At 40.5% G+C, this 24,488-nt stretch carries 18 protein-coding genes, 1 pseudogene and 1 riboswitch; of the genes and pseudogenes, 6 read left to right on the top strand and 13 right to left on the bottom strand.

The features are described 5' to 3' along the window. Nucleotides 1-131 precede the first annotated feature (131 nt). Nucleotides 132-326, top strand: coding sequence for a hypothetical protein (locus DW036_RS26045; protein WP_147401505.1), 195 nt, complete (start codon nucleotides 132-134; stop codon nucleotides 324-326). A 440-nt stretch (nucleotides 327-766) separates the two neighbouring features. Then, a complete protein-coding gene (locus DW036_RS17010; protein ID WP_233560479.1) occupies nucleotides 767-1,438 on the top strand; it encodes a hypothetical protein in 672 nt (223 codons plus the stop codon). Between the two features lie 20 nt (nucleotides 1,439-1,458). Here DW036_RS17010 and DW036_RS17005 read toward each other — a convergent pair whose 3' ends face one another. Together DW036_RS17005 and DW036_RS17000 are read right to left on the bottom strand one after the other, a co-directional pair. Then, a complete protein-coding gene (locus DW036_RS17005; RefSeq protein WP_009131995.1) occupies nucleotides 1,459-1,770 on the bottom strand; it encodes a type II toxin-antitoxin system RelE/ParE family toxin in 312 nt (103 codons plus the stop codon). After that, nucleotides 1,755-1,946 carry a hypothetical protein gene (locus DW036_RS17000; RefSeq protein ID WP_118465435.1) on the bottom strand — a complete coding sequence of 64 codons (192 nt, stop codon included), beginning with the start codon at nucleotides 1,944-1,946 and terminating at the stop codon, nucleotides 1,755-1,757. The genes DW036_RS17005 and DW036_RS17000 overlap by 16 nt, the downstream gene beginning before the upstream one ends. A gap of 127 nt (nucleotides 1,947-2,073) precedes the next feature. Between DW036_RS17000 and DW036_RS16995 the strand changes: the two genes are divergently transcribed. Further along, on the top strand, nucleotides 2,074-2,982 hold the full coding sequence (locus DW036_RS16995; protein ID WP_118465434.1) for a DMT family transporter: 909 nt from the start codon (nucleotides 2,074-2,076) through the stop codon (nucleotides 2,980-2,982). Nucleotides 2,983-3,051: 69 nt separating this feature from the next. On the opposite strand, the gene DW036_RS16990 is transcribed toward DW036_RS16995, so the two are convergent. Genes DW036_RS16990 through DW036_RS16980 form a run of 3 tightly spaced genes read right to left on the bottom strand, consistent with a single transcriptional unit; the run spans nucleotide 3,052 to nucleotide 6,639 of the window. Continuing rightward, a complete protein-coding gene (locus tag DW036_RS16990) occupies nucleotides 3,052-3,708 on the bottom strand; it encodes a thiamine diphosphokinase (RefSeq protein WP_118465520.1) in 657 nt (218 codons plus the stop codon). A 30-nt stretch (nucleotides 3,709-3,738) separates the two neighbouring features. Next, nucleotides 3,739-4,341, bottom strand: coding sequence for a nicotinamide riboside transporter PnuC (pnuC, locus tag DW036_RS16985; RefSeq protein WP_118465433.1), 603 nt, complete (start codon nucleotides 4,339-4,341; stop codon nucleotides 3,739-3,741). A gap of 3 nt (nucleotides 4,342-4,344) precedes the next feature. Further along, the gene (locus tag DW036_RS16980) at nucleotides 4,345-6,639 is read right to left on the bottom strand and encodes a TonB-dependent receptor (RefSeq protein WP_118465432.1); all 2,295 of its coding nucleotides are present in this window, start codon (nucleotides 6,637-6,639) and stop codon (nucleotides 4,345-4,347) included. A 34-nt stretch (nucleotides 6,640-6,673) separates the two neighbouring features. Further along, a riboswitch (TPP riboswitch) is annotated at nucleotides 6,674-6,770 on the bottom strand. 142 nt (nucleotides 6,771-6,912) lie between these two features. Here DW036_RS16980 and DW036_RS16975 point away from each other — a divergent pair. After that, nucleotides 6,913-7,785 carry a mechanosensitive ion channel family protein gene (locus DW036_RS16975; RefSeq protein ID WP_118222869.1) on the top strand — a complete coding sequence of 291 codons (873 nt, stop codon included), beginning with the start codon at nucleotides 6,913-6,915 and terminating at the stop codon, nucleotides 7,783-7,785. A 104-nt stretch (nucleotides 7,786-7,889) separates the two neighbouring features. Here the strand turns inward: DW036_RS16975 and DW036_RS16970 are convergent, their stop codons facing one another. The 6 genes from DW036_RS16970 to DW036_RS16940 all read right to left on the bottom strand — a co-directional run bounded on the left by DW036_RS16970 (nucleotide 7,890) and on the right by DW036_RS16940 (nucleotide 16,779). Then, entirely contained in the window at nucleotides 7,890-8,138 is a 249-nt protein-coding gene (locus DW036_RS16970; RefSeq protein ID WP_118465431.1) for a hypothetical protein, read from the bottom strand. Nucleotides 8,139-8,321: 183 nt separating this feature from the next. Next, nucleotides 8,322-10,949, bottom strand: a complete 2,628-nt coding sequence (locus tag DW036_RS16965; protein WP_118465430.1) for a carboxypeptidase-like regulatory domain-containing protein — start codon at nucleotides 10,947-10,949, stop codon at nucleotides 8,322-8,324. Nucleotides 10,950-11,150: 201 nt separating this feature from the next. Then, the gene (locus DW036_RS16955) at nucleotides 11,151-12,122 is read right to left on the bottom strand and encodes a FecR family protein (RefSeq protein WP_118465429.1); all 972 of its coding nucleotides are present in this window, start codon (nucleotides 12,120-12,122) and stop codon (nucleotides 11,151-11,153) included. A 278-nt stretch (nucleotides 12,123-12,400) separates the two neighbouring features. After that, entirely contained in the window at nucleotides 12,401-14,242 is a 1,842-nt protein-coding gene (locus DW036_RS16950; RefSeq protein ID WP_233560478.1) for an LruC domain-containing protein, read from the bottom strand. 199 nt (nucleotides 14,243-14,441) lie between these two features. Next, complete coding sequence (locus DW036_RS16945; protein WP_118465427.1) at nucleotides 14,442-14,993, bottom strand: RNA polymerase sigma-70 factor; 552 nt, start codon at nucleotides 14,991-14,993, stop codon at nucleotides 14,442-14,444. A gap of 148 nt (nucleotides 14,994-15,141) precedes the next feature. Continuing rightward, nucleotides 15,142-16,779 (bottom strand): rhamnogalacturonan acetylesterase, encoded by a 1,638-nt coding sequence (locus tag DW036_RS16940; protein ID WP_369906782.1) that lies wholly within the window; start codon nucleotides 16,777-16,779, stop codon nucleotides 15,142-15,144. A 243-nt stretch (nucleotides 16,780-17,022) separates the two neighbouring features. On the opposite strand from DW036_RS16940, the pseudogene DW036_RS16935 reads away from it, so the two are divergent. Then, nucleotides 17,023-17,136: pseudogene (locus DW036_RS16935) on the top strand (DUF1622 domain-containing protein); the annotation flags it as partial. Between the two features lie 215 nt (nucleotides 17,137-17,351). On the opposite strand, the gene DW036_RS16930 reads toward DW036_RS16935, so the two are convergent. Then, nucleotides 17,352-18,200, bottom strand: coding sequence for a hypothetical protein (locus tag DW036_RS16930; protein ID WP_118465426.1), 849 nt, complete (start codon nucleotides 18,198-18,200; stop codon nucleotides 17,352-17,354). An 875-nt stretch (nucleotides 18,201-19,075) separates the two neighbouring features. Here DW036_RS16930 and DW036_RS16920 point away from each other — a divergent pair. After that, nucleotides 19,076-22,303, top strand: a complete 3,228-nt coding sequence (locus DW036_RS16920; RefSeq protein ID WP_118465425.1) for a glycoside hydrolase family 2 protein — start codon at nucleotides 19,076-19,078, stop codon at nucleotides 22,301-22,303. Nucleotides 22,304-22,421: 118 nt separating this feature from the next. Here DW036_RS16920 and DW036_RS16915 read toward each other — a convergent pair whose 3' ends face one another. Next, a complete protein-coding gene (locus DW036_RS16915; protein ID WP_118465424.1) occupies nucleotides 22,422-24,485 on the bottom strand; it encodes an alginate lyase family protein in 2,064 nt (687 codons plus the stop codon). Between the last annotated feature and the right edge of the window lie 3 nt (nucleotides 24,486-24,488).

Below are 24,488 nucleotides of genomic sequence, written 5' to 3'. Positions count from 1 at the left end.
AGTTTAAATTAGCATAAGAGGAGGAGCATTGCTTCTCCTCTCTTTTTTTATCCCATCTGAAATGCCACATTTGATCTTCCCGAATGCCACATCTTAATGACTGAAATGCCACACTCTAACGGGCAATTAGTGTGGCATTTACCCGATTGAAGTGTGGCATTTGCTTCATTCAACTGTGGAAAATACACCATCTACTTGTGGCAAATGCATCATCTGTTTGCATGAAACACATGATGCGTTCGGGGGATGCAGACCATCTGTTTCAGAGGTATGCTACTAGCAAGGGCAGCAGTGATAAACCACTTGCCGGAGTTAAGAATGCATAAATCTGCTCTTGACAAAAAGTCGGCAACTACTCAAGGATAATATTATTATAACATGAAAAAAGGCCTCTGCTAACTATGTTGGATTGTTTTTTGTACCTTTGTACCCATATTCATTAATATTGCGAACAAGGAGTTGAAATAGACTTATAATGGAAAAGAAAAGAAGTGATTAGTGTTTAGTGATAAGTGATAAGCGCCATTCGGTATATTATTTTTTAGACGCGGATGACGCGGATAACGCGGATTTAAAAGGCTGCGCTATAAAAAAAATAAAAAAAGATCCGCGTCATCCGTGTCATCCGCGTCTAAAAGATTATTTATCATTTAGTTCATAACCCGTAAGAAAGGCATTTATTCAATTTCTGGTTCGCATTAACCATAAACAAGATAAAAACATGTTTGTATCGTCAATGTCGTCCGAAGAGTTATATGCTGAAGCAATGAAAGATTTTTCAATATTGCAGACCAAAATCGATTTATTTATGGATCGTTGTGGAAAGCGCTACAGGCAAGAACACTTTATCGGAAGATTTACTAAAAGAATGGTAGTTACGACAAAGCGGAATAATTCTTGGACCATTGCCTTTCTTACTCTCAATGAAGGTATTGCACTTCTTATTTACGCTCCGATAACAGGTCAGGAAACTTGCGGATATATTGCATTATCGAGCAATAGAAATCCTCTTGTTCTGGAGTATACTCCACATTTTATGCAGAGATACAGAGAACGTTACCTCAGGTATTATAATCTGGAAACTGGTAATTATAATGCATTTGAGTATTTTAGCTTGAAAAATAATAATACTCTTTATGTCAGGCAACCTGATAATTCATATTATTTTATATCAGAGCAAGGTGTCATGATTGGCAGACTGGTGTCAGAACGCATGATAAGTCACAGGACTTATATCGGAGATGATAACCTGTCTCTCCGTAAAAGGGTTATTCTTGATGAAGAATACAAAACCCTTTGTGCTGCAAACGCACTTCTCCGTTTACCTGATAATTTGAATTTGGAGACAGTACGTAATGTTGCCAGTCAATACAACTTGGGTGATGAGTTCACACAAAAATGGTATGCATGGCATGCGATGGAATTTGTTCAATCATAATCCGTTACTTTTTTTACATCTCATTCCTTTTTAGGGATCACCTTCAGTTCCCCCATTTTTAGTCGGTTGTCCCATAGTACAACAACTTCTATCTTCTTGAGGCTATGTCGATAGAAAAGTGTATATCCCGGGTGAGGAATGATGTAGCGTATATTTTCTACTTCTGTTGTTTGTCCGATGAACGGATTCATACTGATACGGTGTAATATGTTCTGTAATTGTACATAGAGCACTTCACCAACCTCATTATTCCCATTCTTTAGTTTTAGTATCTGGAATGCTTCCTTCAACTGTTTCTTGGCGACGAGCGACCATATTACTTGCTTAGCCATTCTGCTACCTCCTTGTTTATTGTTAAGTTATTCTGTCCTTCGCGGTTATCCAATTGGCAGCAGGCAGTTTCAACTTCCCGGCGCAGTTGATGAGAGAATATGAGCACTTGTTCTTTGCTCTTAGGTTCATCTTGCGTTTCGGTACGCAGTGTGTCTTTTTCTTCTTTACTTTTCATAGGGCTATTCTTTTTTGTTTTTCATAGAACATCCTAAAGATACGAATAGTTTTGGAATATCCATGCACGTTGAACAATTTTCTTTTCTCTGTGTTGTCTGCCTTGAAACCAAAATTGCGATATCCGAATGAAAGATAAGAAGCTGGAAGCCAATTTAAGTTTGGTAGTCTCGCGAATATTTGCGGGATTGAATATGAATGCCCTGAAATTCCTGCTGCCCGTGTGGATGGGGGCATTGACGGGTGTTACGGTACGTTGTATTTTTGCTGCTGTGGCGTTCTGGCTGACAGGATGGTTTGTGAAAGAAGCACCTATCACACGGCGGCAGCGTATCGGGTTAATTTGCTTGGGGGCATTCGGCATGTATGGTTTTATGTTCTGCTATTTGCTGGGTATCAGTAAGACGACACCTGTCAGTAGTGCCATATTCAATTCCCTGCAACCCATCTGGGTGTTTCTTATCTCCGTTCTCTTTCTGCACGAACGGGCTACACTGATGAAAATTATCGGTATTTCCCTCGGTTTCGGTGGTGCATTGCTGTGTATCTTGACCCAAGGCAGCGATGACTTGGCACATGATGCCTTTACAGGTAACATGTTGTGCCTGCTCAGTTCGGTATTTTTTGCCATTTATCTGATTCTGAGTAAGAAATTGCTGGAAGAGATCGGCTTGGTGACCGTAATGAAATATGTGTTTGGGGGCGCGGCGCTGTCCGGTCTGGTGGTATCTACTATCCTGGGCTGGGACGCGCCGTTGTTCGCCGACGCAGCACATGGAACTTGGCACTGGATGCCGTGGGTGGTTCTGGCATTCATTCTTATTTTCCCTACTTACCTTAGTTATTGGCTGATGCCCATCGGATTGAAATATCTGAAGACAACCGTAGTGGCCATGTATGGCTATCTGATACTGATTGTGACGACTGTCGTTTCTTATATCGTGGGGCAGGACCGCTTTACTTGGGAACAGGGGGTGGCTATCGGGATGATATGTTTGAGCGTGTACTTTGTGGAGGTAGCGGAGAGGAGAAAATAGTGATTAGGGGTTAGTGATTAGTGATTAGTGCCATGCGGAATAATAGCGCAGCCCACTAATCACTAATCACTAATAGTTTATCACTACCAAGTATTCCCCTTCTGCGTGAATGGTGAATTCTGTTTCCGTGCTTTCGTTCAGTGTACCTTGCCACCAGTTGGTGAAGTCGCTGAGAGGGTATACCAAGCCTTCACCTCGCAGGTGATGGGCGCCAAAGTTTATGATTGAAATCTGTTGGCCCGGCTGGCTGGGAAAAGAACAGGTATCATGGCAGGGAATGAAAATGCCATAATCGGTCAGCATGCGGACATGAGCTCCGGTACGCATATAATCAATGAGCAGGCTGATATTTCCTAAAGTATGGTCTTCCCGTTTGCCTGTGGCTCCTACGATAGCGATGTTTTTTTTACCTTGTGATAAAAGGAAGTTTACGGCTTTAGTCTGGTCGTTGGTTTCTTGGTCGGAGATGTAATGAAGAATATGACTATATTTCCGGCGGCTCTCTTCACTCAGGGAATCTCCGTCACCGATAATAACATCAGGTACGTTGCCGCAATCTATATAAGCATCTGCACCGCCATCACAGCAAACGATATAAGGAGCGTTTGCCAGTACCTGCAAAGGTATGGGATGGGCCGGATAATCACCATTGGCTAAGATTACTGCTTCCGGTTCACCACAGAGAATGCAGAGTTCCACTGAATTTTTATTATTATTTTCTTTCATCATTGTTTCTTTTATCACCTTACTACCTTATCACTCTACCACTCTTTCCATCATCCTCTTCCATTTGAAGTAGCCAAAGATAGCGATTATTGTATAAAGGGCATACAGTCCTGCTGTGAAATTGAGGTTTTTGTAAACATAGAGCCCTGCACTGACAATGTCCACCACAATCCATGCCCACCATTGTTCTACATATTTACGTGCCAGCATCCACATGCCTACGATACTGAGGGCAGTGGTGAAAGAATCAAGCCAGGGTACATTACTGTTGGTGAAACGAATGAGTATCCAGGCAATGCCGACAAAAGTGACGGCGAATACAATGCCGAGGGGCAGGTAATATTTTATCGGCATACGGGTAATGGGAAGTTCCTGCTGTCCTTCTTTGATACGTAGATGGAGTTTTCGTTTTACAAAACTGCCGTATTTCCACATCATCCAACCGTAGATGGCTGCCCCCAGATAATAGATATTTATTCCGAAATCAGCATACAGTCCGGCATCGTAATAGACGAAAATGTAGATAGCAGGCATGATGATGCCCGCTATCCAAAGATAGATATTCGCCCGGTATTCTAACCAGAGGTAGACAAGACCGACGATGGTTCCTATAATTTCAAGAGTTTGTTCCATATCTTAAAAACTCAGCGTAATATGTGCCAGCGCATTGATACCTGCATTAGGATAGTAGGCTGCGTAATTGGAAGTATAGAGCAGTTTACTGTCTTTGTCCTTTATCTGATTCTTTCCATGGCCTTCGTATACAGCACTTCCCGATGCATAACCATTGCTTTCGTATGTTTCGTCAAACAGATTATAAACTGTCACACCTACATTAACAGATTTCAATCCTTTCAGTTTGAAAGTATATCCGAGATTCAGGTTGCTCACACAATAAGCATCCAGTGTACAGTCCTCTTGATGAGCATTGTTTAAATATTGCTTGCTGACATATTGCGTTTGCAAAGATGCATTAAAACCTTTATAATCCAAAGAGATGAGACTATTTGCCATAAAGTCCGGTGAAAAGGAGATGGGAGTAGTGCCGATATATCGGGTTGTCTGAGAGATGCCCCAGCTTTCGCTGTACATATCTTTCCAGTCCTCATTCACATCACTTAGATATTCCGTATAATTCTTGATGCGGTTACGGCTCCATGTTGCGTTTACATCCCAGCGCAGCCAGTTTGTGATGCGTGCACCTGCCATCAGTTCAATCCCCATACGATAACTGTCCTTCACGTTCTCTGCTACGGCTTCACCAATTTCATTCAATTGCCCGTTCAGTACCAATTGATTTTTATAATCCATGTAGTACAGGTTGACGCCTGCATTGAACCAACCTTTACGGAACGTATATCCCACTTCGTAATCGAACATCCGCTCAGATTTGGGCTGTGCGGCAAATAAGTTATCAGTATAGTTATTGCGTGTCGGTTCCTTATTTGCCACACTGAAAGAGGCATAAAGATTATTATTATTGTTTATCTTCCAGAATATGCCGGCTTTAGGGTTGAAGAAGCTGAAATCTTCGTCAATATTCAGCGGTTGCAGATGTGCCGGATCAGCTGTCCAGTCCCATTTGTCATTATTGCCGTTTATCTTATAGCGCAGATAACGATATTGCATATCGGCATAGAAGTTAACTCCATCCAGTATTTCATAATTTATCTTAGCGTAGATGTTGCCATCCGTTTTCCGTCCGATGTTACGATAATATTCATGGTCAGGATTCAGTTCACCCAAATAATTCTTCACCCATACCACCTTGCCGTTATGGGTGTTTTTGTAATAATTCAGGCCACCGCCGATGGATGCATCCAATTTGTCTCCTTTATAATCGAAAGAGAATACTCCACCACCGAAACGGCTGTCTACCAGTTTACGGCGTACAAGGTCTGATTTCTCTATGGTAGTACCGTTTGTTTCAAAGGTTACCAAGCCATATTCTATCAGTGTACGCTTATTCTTATATTCCTCATAATAACCGTAGCCGTCTGTATAGTGTAGCGCTATGTTCAATTTCCACGAAGTAGACAATATCTGATTCAATAACAATTGATAATGCGTCTGGCGATAATAATCTATCTGGTTATCATAAAATCCGATTACGTTTCCATTATCATCTTCTATGGCGCCATTGGGATTATATTTGCGGTCGTTTTCCAGTGTTTCCTTATCCAGACCATCCCAGGCATGATAGGTTTCTTCTTTTCCCCCAAAGGTGATGAATTTTATAGTAGTCTTGTCTCCATAATATCCTCCTTGTACAAAGTAAGACTTCAGGTCGGCACTGGCGCGGTCACGGTAGCCGTCACTGTGGATATTAGATAAACGTGCATCGAATCCCCAGCGTCCATTAATGAGCCCCGTACCTACTTTTACGGTTTCTTTATGTGTATTGAATGAGCCGTAAGAGCCGGAGAACTCCGCATACGGTGTGGGCAAAATGCCTTGTGTTTTCATATTGATACTGGCACCGAACGCTCCGGCACCATTAGTGGAAGTTCCCGCTCCCCGTTGAATCTGCAAGTCCTGAAGTGAAGAGGCGAGATCGGGAGTATTTACCCAAAAGATAGAATGACTTTCCGCATCGTTCATGGGTATACCATTAGTGGTTACGTTGATGCGTGTAGCATCTGTTCCGCGTACTCGGATGCTTGTGTAACCGATACCTGCACCTGCATCGCTTGTTGTCAGTACTGACGGAGTAAATGACAACAGATAGGGGATATCTTGCCCGAAATTCTGCTTTTTAAGTTGTTCTTTACTGACATTGGTAAACGCCACAGGTGTGGTTCCCGTGGCACGGGTAGAGATAATTTCTACTTCCTGCAGGCTTATCACCCGCAAGCTGTCTTTTTCATGCGTCTGCGCACAGACACCCAGCGTTGCCATCAACAGGCAGGCCGCCATTGCATGTTTTCTCATTACAATTTTAACTATTAAAGATTAATACAGAAAAGGGGAACTTTTCTTCTTTTCCCTCCGCCGGCACTACCCGGATCAGGTCAATGGGTATGATCTCAGCCCGTCATATTAGGGCACCCCTTAGTTGAAATCGGGGGTAAAATTAAGCGTTTTCGCTGAAACACGCAAATCGAGTGAACGATAATCGGAAATATTTGTTACTTTTGTAAACCGGTGGGTGTTTCTCAATCCCGTTGGGAAAGTATAATTATTAACTTCAAACGAACAAATATTATGTTATTATTTTTACAAGCAGCGGCTCCTGCAACTGAAACTGTTGTGGAAGACGGTTTTAGTAAATTGCAGGTATTTCTCCAACAGTTGATAGACTGGGGAGTAAATGCGGGTGGCCATATCATTGGTGCTGTATTGATCTTTATTATAGGACGTTTCCTGATTTCTTTCCTTAATAAAATGTTGGCCCGCTTATTGGCTAAGCGACATGTGGATGCCAGTATCCAGAGTTTTGTAAAGAGTCTGGTGAACATTTTGCTGACTATCTTATTGATTATTGCCGTTATCGGTAAGTTGGGAGTGGAAACGACTTCATTTGCTGCCTTGCTGGCATCCGCCGGTGTGGCTATCGGTATGGCATTGTCCGGTAACTTGCAGAACTTTGCAGGTGGTCTGATTGTATTGCTGCTCCGCCCTTATAAAGTAGGTGACTTGATTGAAAGCCAAGGCATCACGGGTACGGTTCGTGAGATTCAGATTTTCCATACGATCCTGACTACCGGTGATAATAAGATTATTTATATCCCGAATGGTGCGTTGAGTAGTGGTACTGTGACTAACTACAGTCGTGAAGCTACCCGTCGTGTAGAATGGATAATCGGTGTGGAGTATGGCGAAAACTTTGATAAGGTGGAAGAAACGACCCGTCGTATCATTGCCGAAGATAAGCGGATTCTCAGTGATCCGGCTCCTTTTGTTGCCCTTCATGCACTGGATGCCAGTAGCGTGAATGTGATTATCCGTGCCTGGGTAAAAAGCGAGGATTATTGGGGAGTTTATTTCGATATGAACAAGACCATCTACTCTGTATTCAATAAGGAGGGTATTGGTTTCCCTTTCCCACAGCTGACGGTACATCAGGCAAAGGATTGATAGTAGTCTGGAATTGATTACCGTAAATGAATAAAGGGCATAACAAATTGTTGTTATGCCCTTTATTCATTATAGTTAATACTCGTGATATTTTTTATTGTAAATCACATTTCATATACTCCGAGTTCTTCCTCTATGGCTTCGCATTCATCTTTCTCTATATGTAGTAAGCGATTGATTTCCCTTCGCTTTTCGATATCAGTGAAATAACTTTCTACTACGGTATACAGGTCGAACCCTTTGGTGGAACCTGCTGCCATGTCTAATGACTCTACCATTTTCTCTACTTCCCTGTGAATGCGTTCCTTGTTGATGAAATGCAACTCATTACTATGAATCAGATACTTTTCCATGATCGTTGGTATTTAAAGTTCTATTGATATAACGTCTGTCGTGAACGGTTAGTTCATACAAAGGATGATAATTCATTCCGGTACCGGGGAATTTCCTGATACATCTTCTTTGCTTTTATCAGGATTTCAATAGAATATTTTCGCTATAAAACGATGTAAGCAATAAGTGTTCTCTTTCATAAACTAAAAGTAAATTTTATAACTGATATTCGGAATCATACCCGATCCGTCTTCTTTCTCTATCTTATGGGTCTTTTCGTTGTACTGGTAAAAGTGCATACCTGTGCGCATACCTACATTTAGCATTTTAATGGAAAACTCATGAGATATTTTCCTTTTGTTGATTCTATAACTGAAAGAAATATCACCATTGAGAGAAGGATCAAATTTCTTGCTGTAAGCTCTGGTTTCATCAAATTTGATATCATGTTCTATCAGGCTTTTCTCTTCGTCTACAGGAGTGTAGCGGTCGCCACCTTGGAAGAAGATACGTCCGTTAAGGCTTAGTACATTTTGTTTATTACGTCCCACCATCCATTCTTTTCCGGCAAGTACGTTTAGGAGGTAGTTTTTGTCTAAACGTGTGTTGCGCCAGATATGGTCCCCGGCTTTGTATCTCGATTTAAAAAGAGAAGCCGTTATCATATAGTAGAAACCATTTTTCATGTATTGTTCTAATGTGATGTCTATACCGTAGTTCACTCCGGAACCTCTATTCTTTAATATTCTTTCCAGGTAGAAGCTCTGATGGTTGATGATAGAAAAGGAAGAATTCTCTTCAACGGGAATACGGAATAAATATTGATAATAGGGTTCCACTTTTAAGTGCATATATGAGTTGATATTCCAGTCGTATGTAAGCCCAAAGTGATGAGCCTTTGAAAAATTCAGGTATCTGTTGGATTCAGTTTTTCCATTGACCTCTTGTTCCACAAAGTAGTAGTCAAGTCTTTCTCTTCGACTATGCAGACCGTATGCCAATGCCAGGGCATGTTTCGGATTGAAAGTCCATTTAAGAGCTGCTCTGGGTTCTACGGTCCAATTCTTATTTAGGGTGAAATACTGCGCAGTGATGCCCAGACTGGTGGTAAGATGATTATTTAGGTTGATGACAGAACTGCTGTATGTTGAGAACACACAACTTTCCCCATTTCCTTTTGAGATCTGTTCCATAGGTATATCTAAACCGAAATTGGGACTGATCTTGTAATCCAGATCGTATTTAAGTCCTGTGATTGTGATACCTGTCCGGTTGATGTGGCTGGAGTTGAACTTCTTGTTCAGATAAGAATTGAAAACTATATCCCATTTGGAATTCCGGATATCTCCTACATGGACCAGTTTATCGTCTTCTGTCACCTGATCAGCTTCTGTATGGTCTTTTGCATAAGTAGCGGCTAATGAAGAGCGGATATAAGTATCCGCATTGATAAGATACTTGTGAGTAATTCCTCCTGCTGCTTTATCAAAAGTAGTATTTCCGGATTGCCGGTCACCTTGTGTTTCCCATTCATTACGGTCGAGAATCTCCGGTTTATAGCGGTCAATCAGTCCGATCCCCCAAATAGAGAAAGTTCCTGCCTTCCGGGTAGGAAAATTCAGCTTGAATGACAAGTCCTGATATTTGAGATTTATGTCATTTCCTGTGGCTAAGGAAGTGGTAGAGAAACGGTAATTAAAGATATAGGAACTTCCATGTTTCCTGCTTATCGGACCTTCCGATGCCATGTCAATACCCAGAATACCCAACTGAAATGTATGTTCGTACTTCTGATTGTTACCATTTCGTATTTGCATGTCGAAGATACCTGATAACGCATTGCTGTATTCGGCAGGGAACGCACCGTTGTAGAAATCGGAGTTACCGATCACCTGTGTACTCAGGGCCGAAAGAAAACCTCCACCCAGTCCGGTAAGGTCAGCGAAGTGAGTAGGATTAGGAATTTCTACACCTTCCAGTCTCCATTGGGTAAACTGGGGTGAATTTCCTCTGATAGCTACAGCGTTGGTTCCTACATCTCCTGCCACACCTGCAAATGCAGAACTCAGACGTGCTGGATCATCAAAGCCATTGGCGAATCTGCCTGCCTCTTCCATACTGATCATACGTCCGCCGGTAATGGCCATTGCATTCAGGGGTTTATCTTTCTTTATCTCCGGTTGTATGACGACTTCCGCCAACGAATGAACATTCTCATCCAATGGGATTTCCATATATACTTCCTTGGAAGAGGTTACAGGTATTTCATTGAAAATATTGGCATTATATCCTACATAGGAGGTTTGTATATTGCATCGTCCCACAGGAACATGGTCTATCCGAAATCTTCCCAGACTATCTGTTGTACTGCCCAAAGAACCGCTATTCATAATTCTTACAGTAGCAAACTCTATGGGTGCATTGGTTTTGGAATCCAGTACGATTCCTCTGACTGTTTGGGTCGGTCTCTCTGTTTTTTCCTTGGTGGATTTCTGTAGTTCGTTGTCGGATGGAGTGATAATGATATGGTAGCCTGTTATTTTGTACGAATACCGGGTGTCTTTCAGGATTTGCGATAACGCCTCGTCAATACTCTGTTTTTCTAATGACAGGGATATTTTCTTCTTTACATCTACGGTCGACAACTCATAGGCTATGCTGTATCCGGTTTGTAGTTCTACCTCGGAAAAAGCTTCTTTCAGTGATATGTTTTTATTCTGTATGGTGATTTGCTTTCTGTCATTCTGTGCTGTGGCATTAAATGAGAGAAAGGCAAAAAATAGAAAAAGGAGTATCTTATTTATTTGTTTATTAATGGTTATTCGGTTCATTATTGTACATTTTTATAAGATAAGCTGCATTTCGGCAGAACTTTTTCATGCAAGCATGAAAGTTCTGCACTCAAATTGCATTATCTTTGTATGGTTGATACTTTATTTTAGTTCACTTTCAAATAGAGCATTAGCATTTCAGAACCGGGTTGAGGGTCTCAAGCTGCAATCCGGTTCTTTTTCTTCATAGGCAGTTTCTTTTTATTGTTTTTTGATTAGTTCTACTTTGTTTCCTTGCTTCTGATAACTGAAGCCAATCATCTCACTTAATACAGACAGTATTTCTTCCAGATTTTCATTTTTAAGGAATCGGACGGTATATTGTTTGGAGGCAGGAATGTTCATTGTGTGATTGATAGTCACATTATAACGTCTTTCTAATGTTTGCAGGATCTCGGTGAAAGGTGCATCGGAAAATATCAGTTTGCCCGTGATCCAGCCATCTGTATCGGTTGGGGAGACTTCGGTAATGTTGACGGCGGATGTTTTTTTATCGTATGTCAACTGTTCATTAGGCTTTAGTATCTGTGGGTCTTGAGTGGGAGGGATAACTTCAACTTTTCCACTTGTCAGGGTAGTGGTCACCAGTTCATCATCAGCGTAAGCCTTTACGTTGAATTTAGTTCCTAATACTTTAACTGAGAGTTGGGAGGTTTCTACAATAAACGGTTTACTTGTGTCCTTCCGAATAGAAAAATAAGCTTCGCCATCAAGGTGTACAAGGCGTTGTACTTTCGAGAACTCTTTCGGATATTTGACTACAGTTCCCGCATTCAGCCATATTTCAGAACTGTCCGGTAATAAGAAGTGTTTCTTGTCACCGTATGCAACTGATATTTCAATCCATTTATTTTGTGTGGAGGTATAATATAGATAGCCTCCTGTCATCATAAATAGTGGAATCAGAACGGCTGCAATACGTGCCAATTTCTGATAGAAAGGTCGGTGAACGATTTCTTTATATCCAATTCTTTGATTTACTCTGTCCAGTACAAGTTCAGTGTCCGGATCGGTTTTTGCTTCCAGTTCATTCCAATATTCCAGTGAGGCTTTTTCTTTTTCCTCAATATTTTTATCTTTAATAATCCATTTCTGAACCCTTTCTTCTGTATCGGAAGAGAAACGTCCGGATAAGTATTTCCTAATAATTCGAGTGATAATATTCTTGTCCATCTGGCTGCCTTTTATAATATATACAGCTAACAGATGAAAAGCTCAGTAAGAAAACAGAACTTTTTTTCTTTTTTTCTTTTTGGGAGTAGACTTTCTTTATTAACCGAGAAAAGGAACAAAATTATCTGCACCTTACTAACTCCATATCTTCTCCACACCAGCTCCATATCAACTCCACTGTTTTGTTCCCCGTATAGGAGTGGAGCAAGTGCGGACTTGATATGGATATGGAGAGCTTTTGACCAAGATGAGTTATCGGATTGATTCGTTTCCTAACTCTATTGTGCAGGATGCTTATACCAATCTTTGTTAGTTTTTCCCTCAGACTTTACCCAATCGTTGAATTGGGGATAAGCTAAGTCTATTCTTACACTTTCATCGGGTGTGGGGAAATCCTTAATACTTGCCAAATTCAGAGCAAAGGGAAATTTAAGCCTGTTCATTACGTAGTAGAGGCCTTCATCAGGGCGTGAAGCATCGCTGCCTGAACCGAATAGACTGAAATCAGCCTTGTCTGTCGGAGGATATTTTACCAAATGTACTTCTCTTCCTCTACCTTTGTCCGATTCTACAAAGATAAATGGATTATATGGAGGTACGACATTTGCTTCCTCAAGATCGTTCAATTCAAAACTTATTGTGATTGTCTTTTCAAGTACCCCTTTGATGTCATCGAATAATAAGAAAGTAGGATGACTTTGTCCAGGCTCCTGATTAGCTCCCTGCATATATTGGGATTGTTCGGTTCCGTCTATTGTTATATTACTTACATCACTGGATGAGACACTACTCAATTGGAAGCCAAATCCTGATTGGAGTGTACCACCATTATGACGTGGAATGAATTGATTCTCAATTTTATATACTCTATTGTTAACCGTGTTCTTGTATACTTTGCATGAGTAGTCTACCATCACATCATTCATGTCATAGTCTCCCATCCATGGCCAAAGATCTTCAAAGGTCAGTGTACCATAGTATGTAGTGAAGTTCTCCGTGTTACTCGGTGGATTTCCGACATCCGGTATTGTAGGTGTGTTGCTTTCGTCTATTGCTCCCTTCTCTTCTATTTGCAGATAGAAAGTGGCGTCATTGTAACGATAGTCATTATTATCCTCAAATCCGATAGCTACAAGTTGGTCAGAGTCTGGCTCTCTTAATGAAATACTTCGTTGTATCCCATCCGAATTTAGGTGGGGAAGTGAGAAGCTATTATATCTTCCCTCTACTTTATGTATAATATTTCCTGCATTGAATCCCATTCCTTGCAACCACCATCCGATGGTTACTCCTGCCGGAAATTCATCCTGGAATTTTTCTCCGTCCCAATATTTCAACTGCACCCTGTCTCCACTAACTAATGCTCCTGTCGCACCTTTTTGGGCAATAGACGTGGCACTGGGGAATGCAATGATTCTCTGCACTTCCGATACACTTTGGGGTTCCTGTCCGGTAGGGTAACTAAAGTAGCCGACACTGTTGTTCCAGGCGGCGGAACTGCTGATGAAACATAAGAAGACTTTTGTAGATTTTATGACTTTTATCTCAGAGCTAACACCAGGAGCGAAAAATGCTTTTCCATAATCTCTTTGCTCCATAGCAGTTCCATTGTATTTGACGAAGATCTCATTTATGTTATACAACGTTTTTGCATCAGGCAGTACTCTGCCGGGTGTTAGATAAGTCGGAGTTCCGAAAGCGCTCCAGTCACCCAAGGTCAGCCAGCCGTCAGGATATTGATGATTGTTAGGTGTTAAGGCTCGGGTTGTTGCTTTTGCAATGTATTTCTCCTGATTGTACATGATAGAGTTATCAGTAACTTCTAACTGAATGGGAGAAAGTGTGCCGGCATACTCTGAGTATAACCAGACCTCCGACAGAGCAGATTGAATTTGTATCTCTCCGGAAAATTTACCATCTTTATCTGTGGCGGCACGATAAATAGGAGAGATGTCTTTTTTGATAAGTTCCCCGTTTTCATTTTCTATTATCGGATTTTCGTCGTAGAGGTCGAATAAGACAACATAGTCTTTTCCTTTGAAGCCATAGTCCACAGACAGGTTTATCTTCTGGTTTAAGTCAAAATCGAAGAACTGGTCTGCTGGAATTTTAACATACACATCATTTTTTTCTAAACAACTTGTCGCCAGTAATAGTGTCGAAGTTATGCAAGTAGCAATAAATAAAAATCTTTTCCCCATAAAATTATAAATATAATAATCTGCAATGATACGAAGAAAAATGATTCTTTGTTGTTTTAGGTGAATATATTTTTTCTTAACCTCTTTTTAAGGTGTTAAAAGAACGAATGGGAACTGCTTATAGCAGTGAGCAAAAGAAGCATGAGATTGTTTTTCGAATTTCCTTCAAAGCGAGACTTAACTGGCTTTCTACATTTCTTTTGGTAGTATTCAGTTGTGTTGCAATCTCTTCGTTGCTTAAACCTTCGTTGCGGCTTAAGATGTATATCTTCTTCCTTTGTTCCGGCATTTTTTCTACTGTATCGTCTATCAGTAGTCCGAGTTCTTTGGCTATCAGGTCTTCTTCCGAGGTGGAACTACATTCTTGCTTTTGGATATTATTTAGATAGGCATCTTCTACATATTTATGTTTCAGGAAGTTGATGGCAGAGTTTCTTGCTATTGCATGTAAGAAAGAATCAAATGATTTTGAAATATCAATAGAATGACGGTTTATCCAAAGGTTCACAAATAAGTCTTCCGTAAGTTCCTCAGCATCTGGACCCGACTTGATGTAGCCATATATAAAGGCTTTCGTCTTACCATAATAAGTGATAAAAACTTCTTCGAAAGCCTTGTGGCTACCTTGCTGCAAGGCTTTCAGAGTTTTGATATCAATCTTATTGCTCATTTATAGTCCAGTTTTGTTTTTTGACAGGAGCAAAAGAAGTGATTATTTGTTTTATGCAGTTATTCTTTTGGATTAATTAACCATGTCTATTTTATTTTCTATATTCTTTCTTGGGTACGATCATTCCTGCAATGTTTTCATATAACTCCTATTTCAAAAACTTCTTCAGTGGACAATCTGTAGTTTTTAATCCTTCTGCAATACTTCGGGCATTCATTTGTGCTCCTTTCAAAGAAGTGTGTGTATGATCCGTATTGTAGAAAGCTGCGGCTTTCTCAGGGCCTACTTTTTGGAGTTTATCGGCAGATAGTTTATTCAGGTCTATAAAGTAAGCCCCGGTTGCCTCTGCCGCTTCACGTGTCCACTTTCCATAACTCTCGGTATTGCGCTCTATTTGTCCGTCTTTCCATTTATTGCGGGGTGTATGGCTTAAAACAATGGGAATCGCCCCCTTTTCTTGAGCATCCATAATAAATTTGCGGAGATACCAGCCAAAGGTATAGACTACTTGGTATTTTCCAGTCTTCTCCATTAAGAAGACTTTACTTTCGTTTCCTGAACCATGTAGCTCACCGCGGGCTTTTCCTGTGTTGATATCTCCTCCGTCATTGTGTCCGAACTGGATTAATACAAAATCTCCCGGTTTGAGTGCATTATAAACTTTGTCCCAACGTCCTTCGTCCAAGAAAGTACGGGCACTACGTCCTGCCATAGCACAATTCTCTACCGATATTTTTCTCGGATTAAAGATCTCGGCTATTACGCTTCCCCAGCCCCACATACCATTTTTATCATCATCTTTGTTTTTGACTGTACTGTCGCCAATGGTGAATACTACCGGACATCCTTCTTTTCGGCTGGAACCAGTGATTGTATCTTGTTCAATTGGTTTCAGATAGTTAGCCAGTTCCAGACCTGCATATTCCCGAATACCTTCGGCGGCAGATTCAGCATTTACTTTTGCTCCGAAAGCACTGGTGTGAATGCGGTCTAAATAGAACATATACTTGACTTTTTCCTTGCCGAATTTCTCGAATTTACGGGCAGTGATATCATTCAGATCAATGAATGGAATCTTTTGTTCTTCGGCTATTTGCTTGGCCCATAGACCAAAAGTGTGATTGACGCGTGTGATAATCGTACTATCCTTGTCTTCCCAAGCATTGCGGGGAGTCAGAGAGAATAGGATAGGATGGGCACCTTTTGCTTTTACATCCTGTACGAAACGGCGCATATATTCTCCGTAAGAGTATACGGTTTCCTGTACTCCGGTTTCCTGAATAGTGACATTCAGGCTGTCTTTACCGATACCTGGTATGGAGGCACGTGCACGACCGCTATCATAAGGCCCGTTGTCGTTATGTCCCAGTTCAATAATAACCCAATCTCCTGCCCGGACACCTTTAATAACATCCGGCCAGAGACGATTATAAAAGGTACGACTGCTTGTTCCACCCAGTGCATGATTCTCTACAGTGATTTTATTTGAATCGAAATGATCGCCGGCATAATATCCCCATCCCCATTGTCCATTATTACCATTTCCTAAGGTTCCGGTACGCATAGTAGAGTTACCCACTAAAAATAAAACGGGATTATTCCCTTTTCTACTTGACCCTGCTACAGGTCTTGCTGTGTGGGCTTTATTTAAACTATCCAGTGTGTTGTCAATAACTTGGTTGACGTCTTTCATGGGTGCAGTAACCTTGTTCTGAGCTTGTGCAGACAAGCCAAAGGTAAATGTCATACCTACTATCAAATAGCTGTAAAATGTGTGTTTATCCATTTTTCTATAACCTTAAATTCTTTGTTTGTGCAAAAGTAGGCGAAATATAGGTTTCTGTAAATGGAATATTATTCATAATTACTGTCTTTTTGTACACTCAAGTGGGATTCTTTTAAAATAGAATCCCCAGTTTTATTGAAATTGAGTTGTGATGGAGCTTTTCCTGGAATCGATTGTCGGGTTGAAGAAATATCCACCATTTACATCTTTTTCAGGAGCAAATGAATAACTTACATTGCAGGTAATGAACTGGCTATTTTAGGTGGTATAGTTGTTCTGAGAACTATCTTATCTGTCTTCCTGAATAGAGAAATCAAGGATATGGAGGCTGAAAGCGAAAAAGATCGTAGAAAGTGAAATTCTTTATGTTAATTGTTAACATAAAGAATTTGAATAGTTAACAACTTCCTTCATTCTATTAAACCATGTTATAAATGTCCCCGTTTAGTCTTGGAAATTTGGAGATATCCTGAAAGTCCGTATCTTTGCAATGTGTTTTTCATAGTATTAGATTTAAGGTTAACAAAAGATTGGCTGTCTGGGATAGATAGCCTTTTTTTATGTTGGTATGTTTACTTTATACTATCTCTGTATAGTCTCCCATCATAGCTTTTATATTTAGTGTCACTGTACATGCAAACTAACATATCGCTATAATCCCAAATTGCTTTATTGGCTTCCTGAGATAAGTTGGTAGCTAAAATGCCGCTCCCCAATATACCCGGGTTACAAGGAATCGTATCTTTTCTGATTGAATTCATGATTAACTCAATACAGGTATATTCTTTGATGTTTTCTTCCTCCAGTCTATTCACTATATATTGGTTAATGTGTATTTTGTCATTTTCAGTCATAAAACCGTACCACAATAGGCATTTCATACCTGCTTGGGTTGCTTGTATTAATACATCCAGATAGGTTGTTCCCGATATTCCCTTTTTATCAATTTCATAAGGATCGATATGGAGGAAGGAAGATTGGGAAAGTGAGGGTAGTAGTTTTATAACCCCTTCGAGCGAATCCGTATGACAGGTCTGGATATGTGATTCTAATTTCACTTGTTTGGCATAGGATTCTATATTTTCTAAAGCATCTTTTTCTATATCAAAGAGTAGATATTGGGATGTTCGTTCTGCCAATATATTCATAGCTAAAGCGGGAGAGCCTAAATAGTTTCCTTTTGCCATTTCTGTGCTTTCCAGCTTGTAATAAGAAGATTCCCTCAAAGTTTTTTCTTCACGGGCTTTCTTCAGGAAATGGTAAATGCCGTATTGCTGTTCCGGGGTATGCGCCATTTGATAAATGGCGGATGCTGAATTCGTTTCTATGTATATCTGCGGTTTTTCGATTTGAAGGACCTCACAAAGCACCAGGTGCTTGAATACATCAGCTTGTTTCCCATAATGAGTGTAAGTTGCCATACTTTTATGATTTATGTTTATGACGACAAAATTAAGCAATATAAAGTGAAAAAGCCTTGACCAAAGTCAAGACCTTTCGTTATACAGTTGCTTTTTTCGTATTCTGCTGAGGGTTTCGGGAGTTATGCCAAGAAACTGGGTTGTTTCTTTGAATGAAAGCTTTTCTTGTAAACCGGGGCATCGTTTCATTAATGCATGATAACGTTGTTCCGGAGTATCGCAATAAAATCCTAATAGTCGTTGGTATATTTCTGCAAACATGGTTTCGGCTATTTGCCTTCCTAATCGTTGGGTGTCCATGTCTGTTTCCCGGAATTGATTAAGTTTGCTCAAAGGGAGGAGACAAACCTCACATTCGGTAGAAGCTTGTATCGTGACTGTGGAAACTGTCTGTTTTATGAAAGAAGGATAGTCACAAACAAAATCATTTAGCTCATAACCCGAAAGGAACTAATTTATCATTCCAAGCAGTTGATTTGTTGCAATTTCTTGGTATTAAAAGGATTTTTTTTAAATACCTGATTATCAGATGTGTTATAATGATGGTATCTCAGTATGGGACTGAGGTACCCTAAGTATCATACTGAGATACCCTAAGTATACGACTGATTTCACAAATATCTCATTTTATAAGTATTTCTTATTCAAGTATGGAGGTGTCATACAGGATCATCATTTTTGCCTATAACGCGTCAGCAAGACATTAATTCAACTACTGATTTGCATTATTAATAGAAAAGTTCTGGATTCCGGAGGATTAATGTGTTTTTAATTCAATATTAATTCTGTTTCGGCTTACTTTTTAATGCTGCCCCGTTTACTTTGCAGACAGGAAAAAACAAATATGTCTAATACCTAATTAATAGTATTCTTAAATGAAACGAAATGCAATTTTATTAAGCTTGTTGACGACTTTGTTCTTGCTGCCGGGAAAGGCAGTGGGGCAAACCACATCGAGCGATGGTAAATTGGTGTATAATTTCCCGTTTGCACCAAGTGAGGGTCTTGTAAATAGGACAGAAAAGGAGTATAGGAAAGAAGTTTGCCTGAATGGTTACTGGGATTTCCAACCTGTGGCTTTGCCGGGTAGTTACGTGCAAGGTAAAGGAGTGGCACCGGAATTATCGCTGCCCAAAGAAGGTGCATGGAGTAAAACCCGTATAAAGATTCCTTCTCCATGGAATATAAACTCTTTTGCTAACAGAAATGTAGAGGGACCTGATCATCGCAACTACCCGTCTTATCCGAAAGAATGGGAACAAGTGAAAATGGCATGGATGAAGAAAACAGTAACTATTCCTAATGACTGGAATGGTCAGCAGATAAAATTATATTTTGAAGCTGTAGCCGGCTATACTGAGGTCTATATCAATAAAGAAAAGGTTGGAGAAAATTTTGATCTTTTTCTTCCATTCAGCATAGATATTACGAATAAGGTAGCTGCAGGTGAAACCGCTGAAGTATGGGTGGGAGTTCGTAGTCAATCTTTGTTTGAAAACAACTCTACAATTGGTCGTCGCATTGTTCCTGCCGGTTCTATGTGGGGATATCACATTGCCGGTATCTGGCAGGATGTATACTTGTTGGCATTGCCTAAAGTACATGTGGAAGATGTATATGTGAAACCGTTGGTTTCAAAGAATATGCTTGAACTGGAAGTGACTGTACAGAATAATACGGAAAAAAAGACTGATCTGCAACTTCAAGGTAAGATTAATGAATGGGTAAACCTGGCTGGGACAGATATTAATTCAGCTCCTGTACCTGCATGGGAACTTGGACAGGAAGCTTTGAGAGTGGTCCCTGTTAAAGTTAGTATCCCTGCCAATGCTTCAACAAAAGTTGTGTTGCAGGTTCCGGTATCCGGTGAGTTGAATTACTGGACTCCTGAACAACCGAATCTTTATGCCGTATTGCTTTCATTGCAGGCTAAGAAAGAAACCCTTGATATGAAATATGAACGTTTCGGATGGCGTGAATGGACATTGCAAGGCACCACACAATACCTGAATGGTAAACCTTATCAGTTGAGAGGTGATTCCTGGCACTTTATGGGGATTCCGCAAATGACACGCAGATATGCGTGGGCATGGTTTACTGCCATTAAGGGTATGAATGCTAATGCTGTTCGCCCTCATGCACAGATTTATCCTCGTTTCTACATGGATGTAGCTGACGAAATGGGTATCTGCGTATTGAATGAAACTGCTAACTGGGCGAGTGATGGTGGTCCGAAACTGGATTCTGAGCTCTTCTGGGAAGCATCAAAAGAACATTTGAAACGTTTTGTACTCAGAGACCGTAATCATGCCTCTGTCTTTGGTTGGAGTATCAGTAATGAAAATAAACCGGTGATTTTGCATGTTTACAACAGACCGGAATTGATGCCTCAGCAGAAGAAAGCTTGGGAAGATTGGAGAGACATCGTTCGTGCAAACGACCCGACCCGCCCATGGATTTCTGCTGATGGAGAAGATGATGGAGATGGCATCTTACCGGTTACAGTAGGTCATTATGGTGACATGAACTCAATGAAACATTGGGTTGGAATAGGTAAACCTTGGGGAATCGGTGAACATAGTATGGCGTACTATGGTACACCCGAGCAGGTTGCTAAGTATAATGGTGAAAGAGCTTACGAATCGCAGTTGGGACGTATGGAAGGATTAGCTAATGAATGTTATCATCTCCTTGGTAACCAGCGTGATATGGGGGCTTCTTACAGTACCGTTTTCAATATGGCATGGTACTCTTTGAAACCGCTGCCGTTGGGAAAGAAAGATATGACTACAGAACCGGATATCAATAAAGATGGTATCTTTTTCACTGAATATAAAGAAGGTGTACCGGGTGTGCAACCGGAACGTGTAGGTCCTTATTGTACAACATTCAATCCGGGATATGATCCGAATCTACCTTTGTATGATCCATGGCCTATGTATGATGCTATGCGTGCAGCCAATGCACCGGGACACCCTGCTTGGTCTGCTTATGCTGATATTGACAAAAAACAATATGAAGCACCGACAGCTACTCCGGCAGAGAAATATAAAGAAGTGATTTTCATAGGCGGAGATGACAGTAAATTGAAAGGTATTCTGGATGCGCAAGGCGTGAAATTTGCTGCAAAGATTACTGCACCTGCACGTATGATCTATATTGTAGATGGTACTTACACTTTGTCTGCTGCTGAAAAGAAGAGTATGTTAGCTAATATTGCTAAGGGTGCTGATGTATGGATTTGGGGATTAACACCTCAGACATTGAATGTATACAATGAGATATTGCCTCTTCCGGTAGCGCTGGACAACCTTAAACGTTCTTCTTTCCTGCCGGTTCAGAAGTCATGGATACGCGGCTTGAATAACTCTGATTTCTATTTCTGCGAACTTCAGAGAGCTGACGCTTCAGAATATTCATTAACAGGTGCGTTGGTAGAAGAAGGAGATGTCTTGCTGAATGCTTGTAAAACAGATTGGAGAGCTTGGAATAAACGTCCGGAGGAAATCAAAACTGCCAGTACGGTGCGGAGTGAGTACGAATGTACAGCTGCTACTCCTGTGTTTGTGAAGTATCGGAAAGATGCCTCTTGTTTCTATATCAGTACCCTGAAAGAATTCACTAACTCTGAAAAGGGATACAATACACTGGGAGTGATTTTAAAGAATGCCGGTATTGATTGTAATGAGATTGAAGTAAAATCAAATGAAGTCTTCTTCTTGCGTGATAATCAATTGGTATTTCCGGTTGCAGCGAAAGAAAAGTTAGTGAAAAAAGCGGATGGATGGGCCTTGGATATCTATGTATTTAGTCCGCGTCCTTTGGATGACTTGCTGATTGAACCGAATATGCCGAAGCTGACTTTGGTTGTGAAAGCAAAAGAATGCCAGCTTGCTATTAATGATAAAGCATATGCAGCCGCTTCGCAAAATAGGCATGAGGCTACTTATAAAGAACTGCCCTTGCTGCAAGGTTGGAATAAGGTGAGCATAAAAATAGGAGAAAGAGATAAAAATGAATTCAGTGGTAACTTTAAATGTGATAACAGAAATGAATTCCTTTCTTCGTTGAAGATTATGTATATTAATCCTGAAGCTAAATGATTATAGATAATGATTAGAAAGATGTAGTTTTTAATAGGTTCTTTTTCGATAAGTTCAGTGTTGCAATCCAGTGTAGTGCGAGATAATTCGCATAGCACTGGATTGCTTATTTTATTTTTTATTCTTTATAGTTATGGCAGCTTATGTTATCTTTAATACTTGGTTGGATGGCCGTTCTTGCATCAATACCATAACATCTGTTGTTTTGTACAGTGTTATGATGGATTGTTATATCTTTGCAGTTATTCATTTGCTTTTCGATAAATATTCCATTTTCTCCATTTCCTTCAGCGAGGCTGTTGATTATAGCTATTTGGCTACTTTCCGCGCATCGTATGCCTGAGAGTCCATTACGAGCCATCTCCGAATGAGTTGCTTTTACATTCATACAGAAGGTAACGTTTATGCCATTTCCATAGGGAGAGGTATCAAAACGACTACTTGTTATTTCGCAATTGGTAATGTATGATAAATGAAGATTGTGGTGAAATCCGGCACCCGGCACTACACTGGCTCCATTATCACTGAAATCACATTGGTGAATGCGAATGTTTTTTCCACTGACTATTGCTACACCATTTTTTGTGAAATTCTGTACTGTAATATTTTCCAAAACAACATTCTGTATACCATCTTTCTCTTTGGATTTGAGAATGATACCTTCCCGGCTGGGAGCATTCATATATGAACGGCTTCGACGGTCATGATTAGGGTCGGCATTTTCGATAACTTTAGTGGCGCCTTCTATTAAAAGATCGCGAATGGTGACATCAGAAAGGATATCTTCTCCGTTAATGATCGCAGTTTCAGTACGTGGAGAGGGAAAGATTATTGTTTCACGTCCCTTGCCGGCAAGGAGAGTTCCACTGTATATTTTAAGAGGAGCATCCAACGTATGTACTCCTGCTTCCAGAATAATCCATTTACCAGTATTTCTGTTAGAGTTTATAGCCTCTTGTATAGATTCTCCTGGTTTTAGATGGATACTATTGGCAGGGAACTGTTTCGATTTACCTTTTAAAGCCCCGATTACAGTTGGTTTCAGAAAGTTATCAGGTTCTCTATAGATAGAAGGTTGTGTAGAGACATTAGAAATTGGAGCTTTTACAGCTGTCAGAAAGCCTACTGACGATTTGGAGCGAGTGTGTTCTTTTATCGCTTTCTCAGTATATGGCAATATTACACCTTTTACTTTTTTATAATGATGATATATAGATTCATAAATATCCCTGAATTTATCGTTATCTCTCTCTGTAAAAACTCCAAATAAATCGATATGCTCTCCTAACATGAAGCGTGCGGTATATTCGAATCCTTGTGCTAGCCTATCATCGGCTACACTGTAAAAGTCTAACCCCTGCGTGTTGGCTGTTTGTGCAGCTTTGGCAAATTCACCTATGCCCAATTGTACATGTCCCCAGTCTCGTGTAGTTTCTTGACATTGCCCTCCGGGATAGAGATACCGGGTGATACCAGAATTTCCTTCGCCCCAGTAAAATCTTTCTATTGCACGGTTGAATATATTATGGTTATCAGTAAAAATACCAATACACATGATGGTACTAATCATGGATGCATCCCAGTTGCCATTGGCTTCAGTGAAAAAGTCTTTGATGGTGGGATAAAAGACTGTAAGAACCATTTGTGTAAATTGTTGCAAGTCTTTGGAGGTCCAACCGGAATCGGTATATTTTAGGATCTCAGCAGCATTAAGATAGTAATATCCGAAAAGTCCGACATTCAATTTAGCATTGTTTGCATCGAATCCGCGGAGCAGGTAGCTCCATGCATTCAAAATGTCGATGGCTTTTTGCGCATAAGCTTTGTCCTTAGTAATATACCACATCAATGCATGATTATATGCCATCTCGGCACTTTCGGAGAATTCACGCCCGCCGATGCTATTTGCACCGTAAGGGCCAACAGATATTTCTGTACATGGGCTGGGAATGAAATCTAAAGAGGCTCTTTTCTTTAAGTTTTCGTAGGCTGTTTTCCAAGGCTGTACGCCTTTTAGTGCCATTTCGCGCATATAATCAAGATCTTGTTTACTTTGCGCCATTCCGGGATGTACAAAAGCTTGAGTCAGGAATTCCGCTTTGGATTCCTTCTCACTTGAGGCTGATATGCTATATATTGAACTGCATAGCAAACATACCAATAGGAATATTTTCTTTTTCATGCT

It is taken from the genome of Bacteroides sp. AF39-11AC, from assembly GCF_003474285.1.
Classification (GTDB): domain Bacteria; phylum Bacteroidota; class Bacteroidia; order Bacteroidales; family Bacteroidaceae; genus Bacteroides.
Note: the sequence above shows the minus strand (reverse complement) of the source record. Positions and strands in the feature narration are given on the sequence as shown.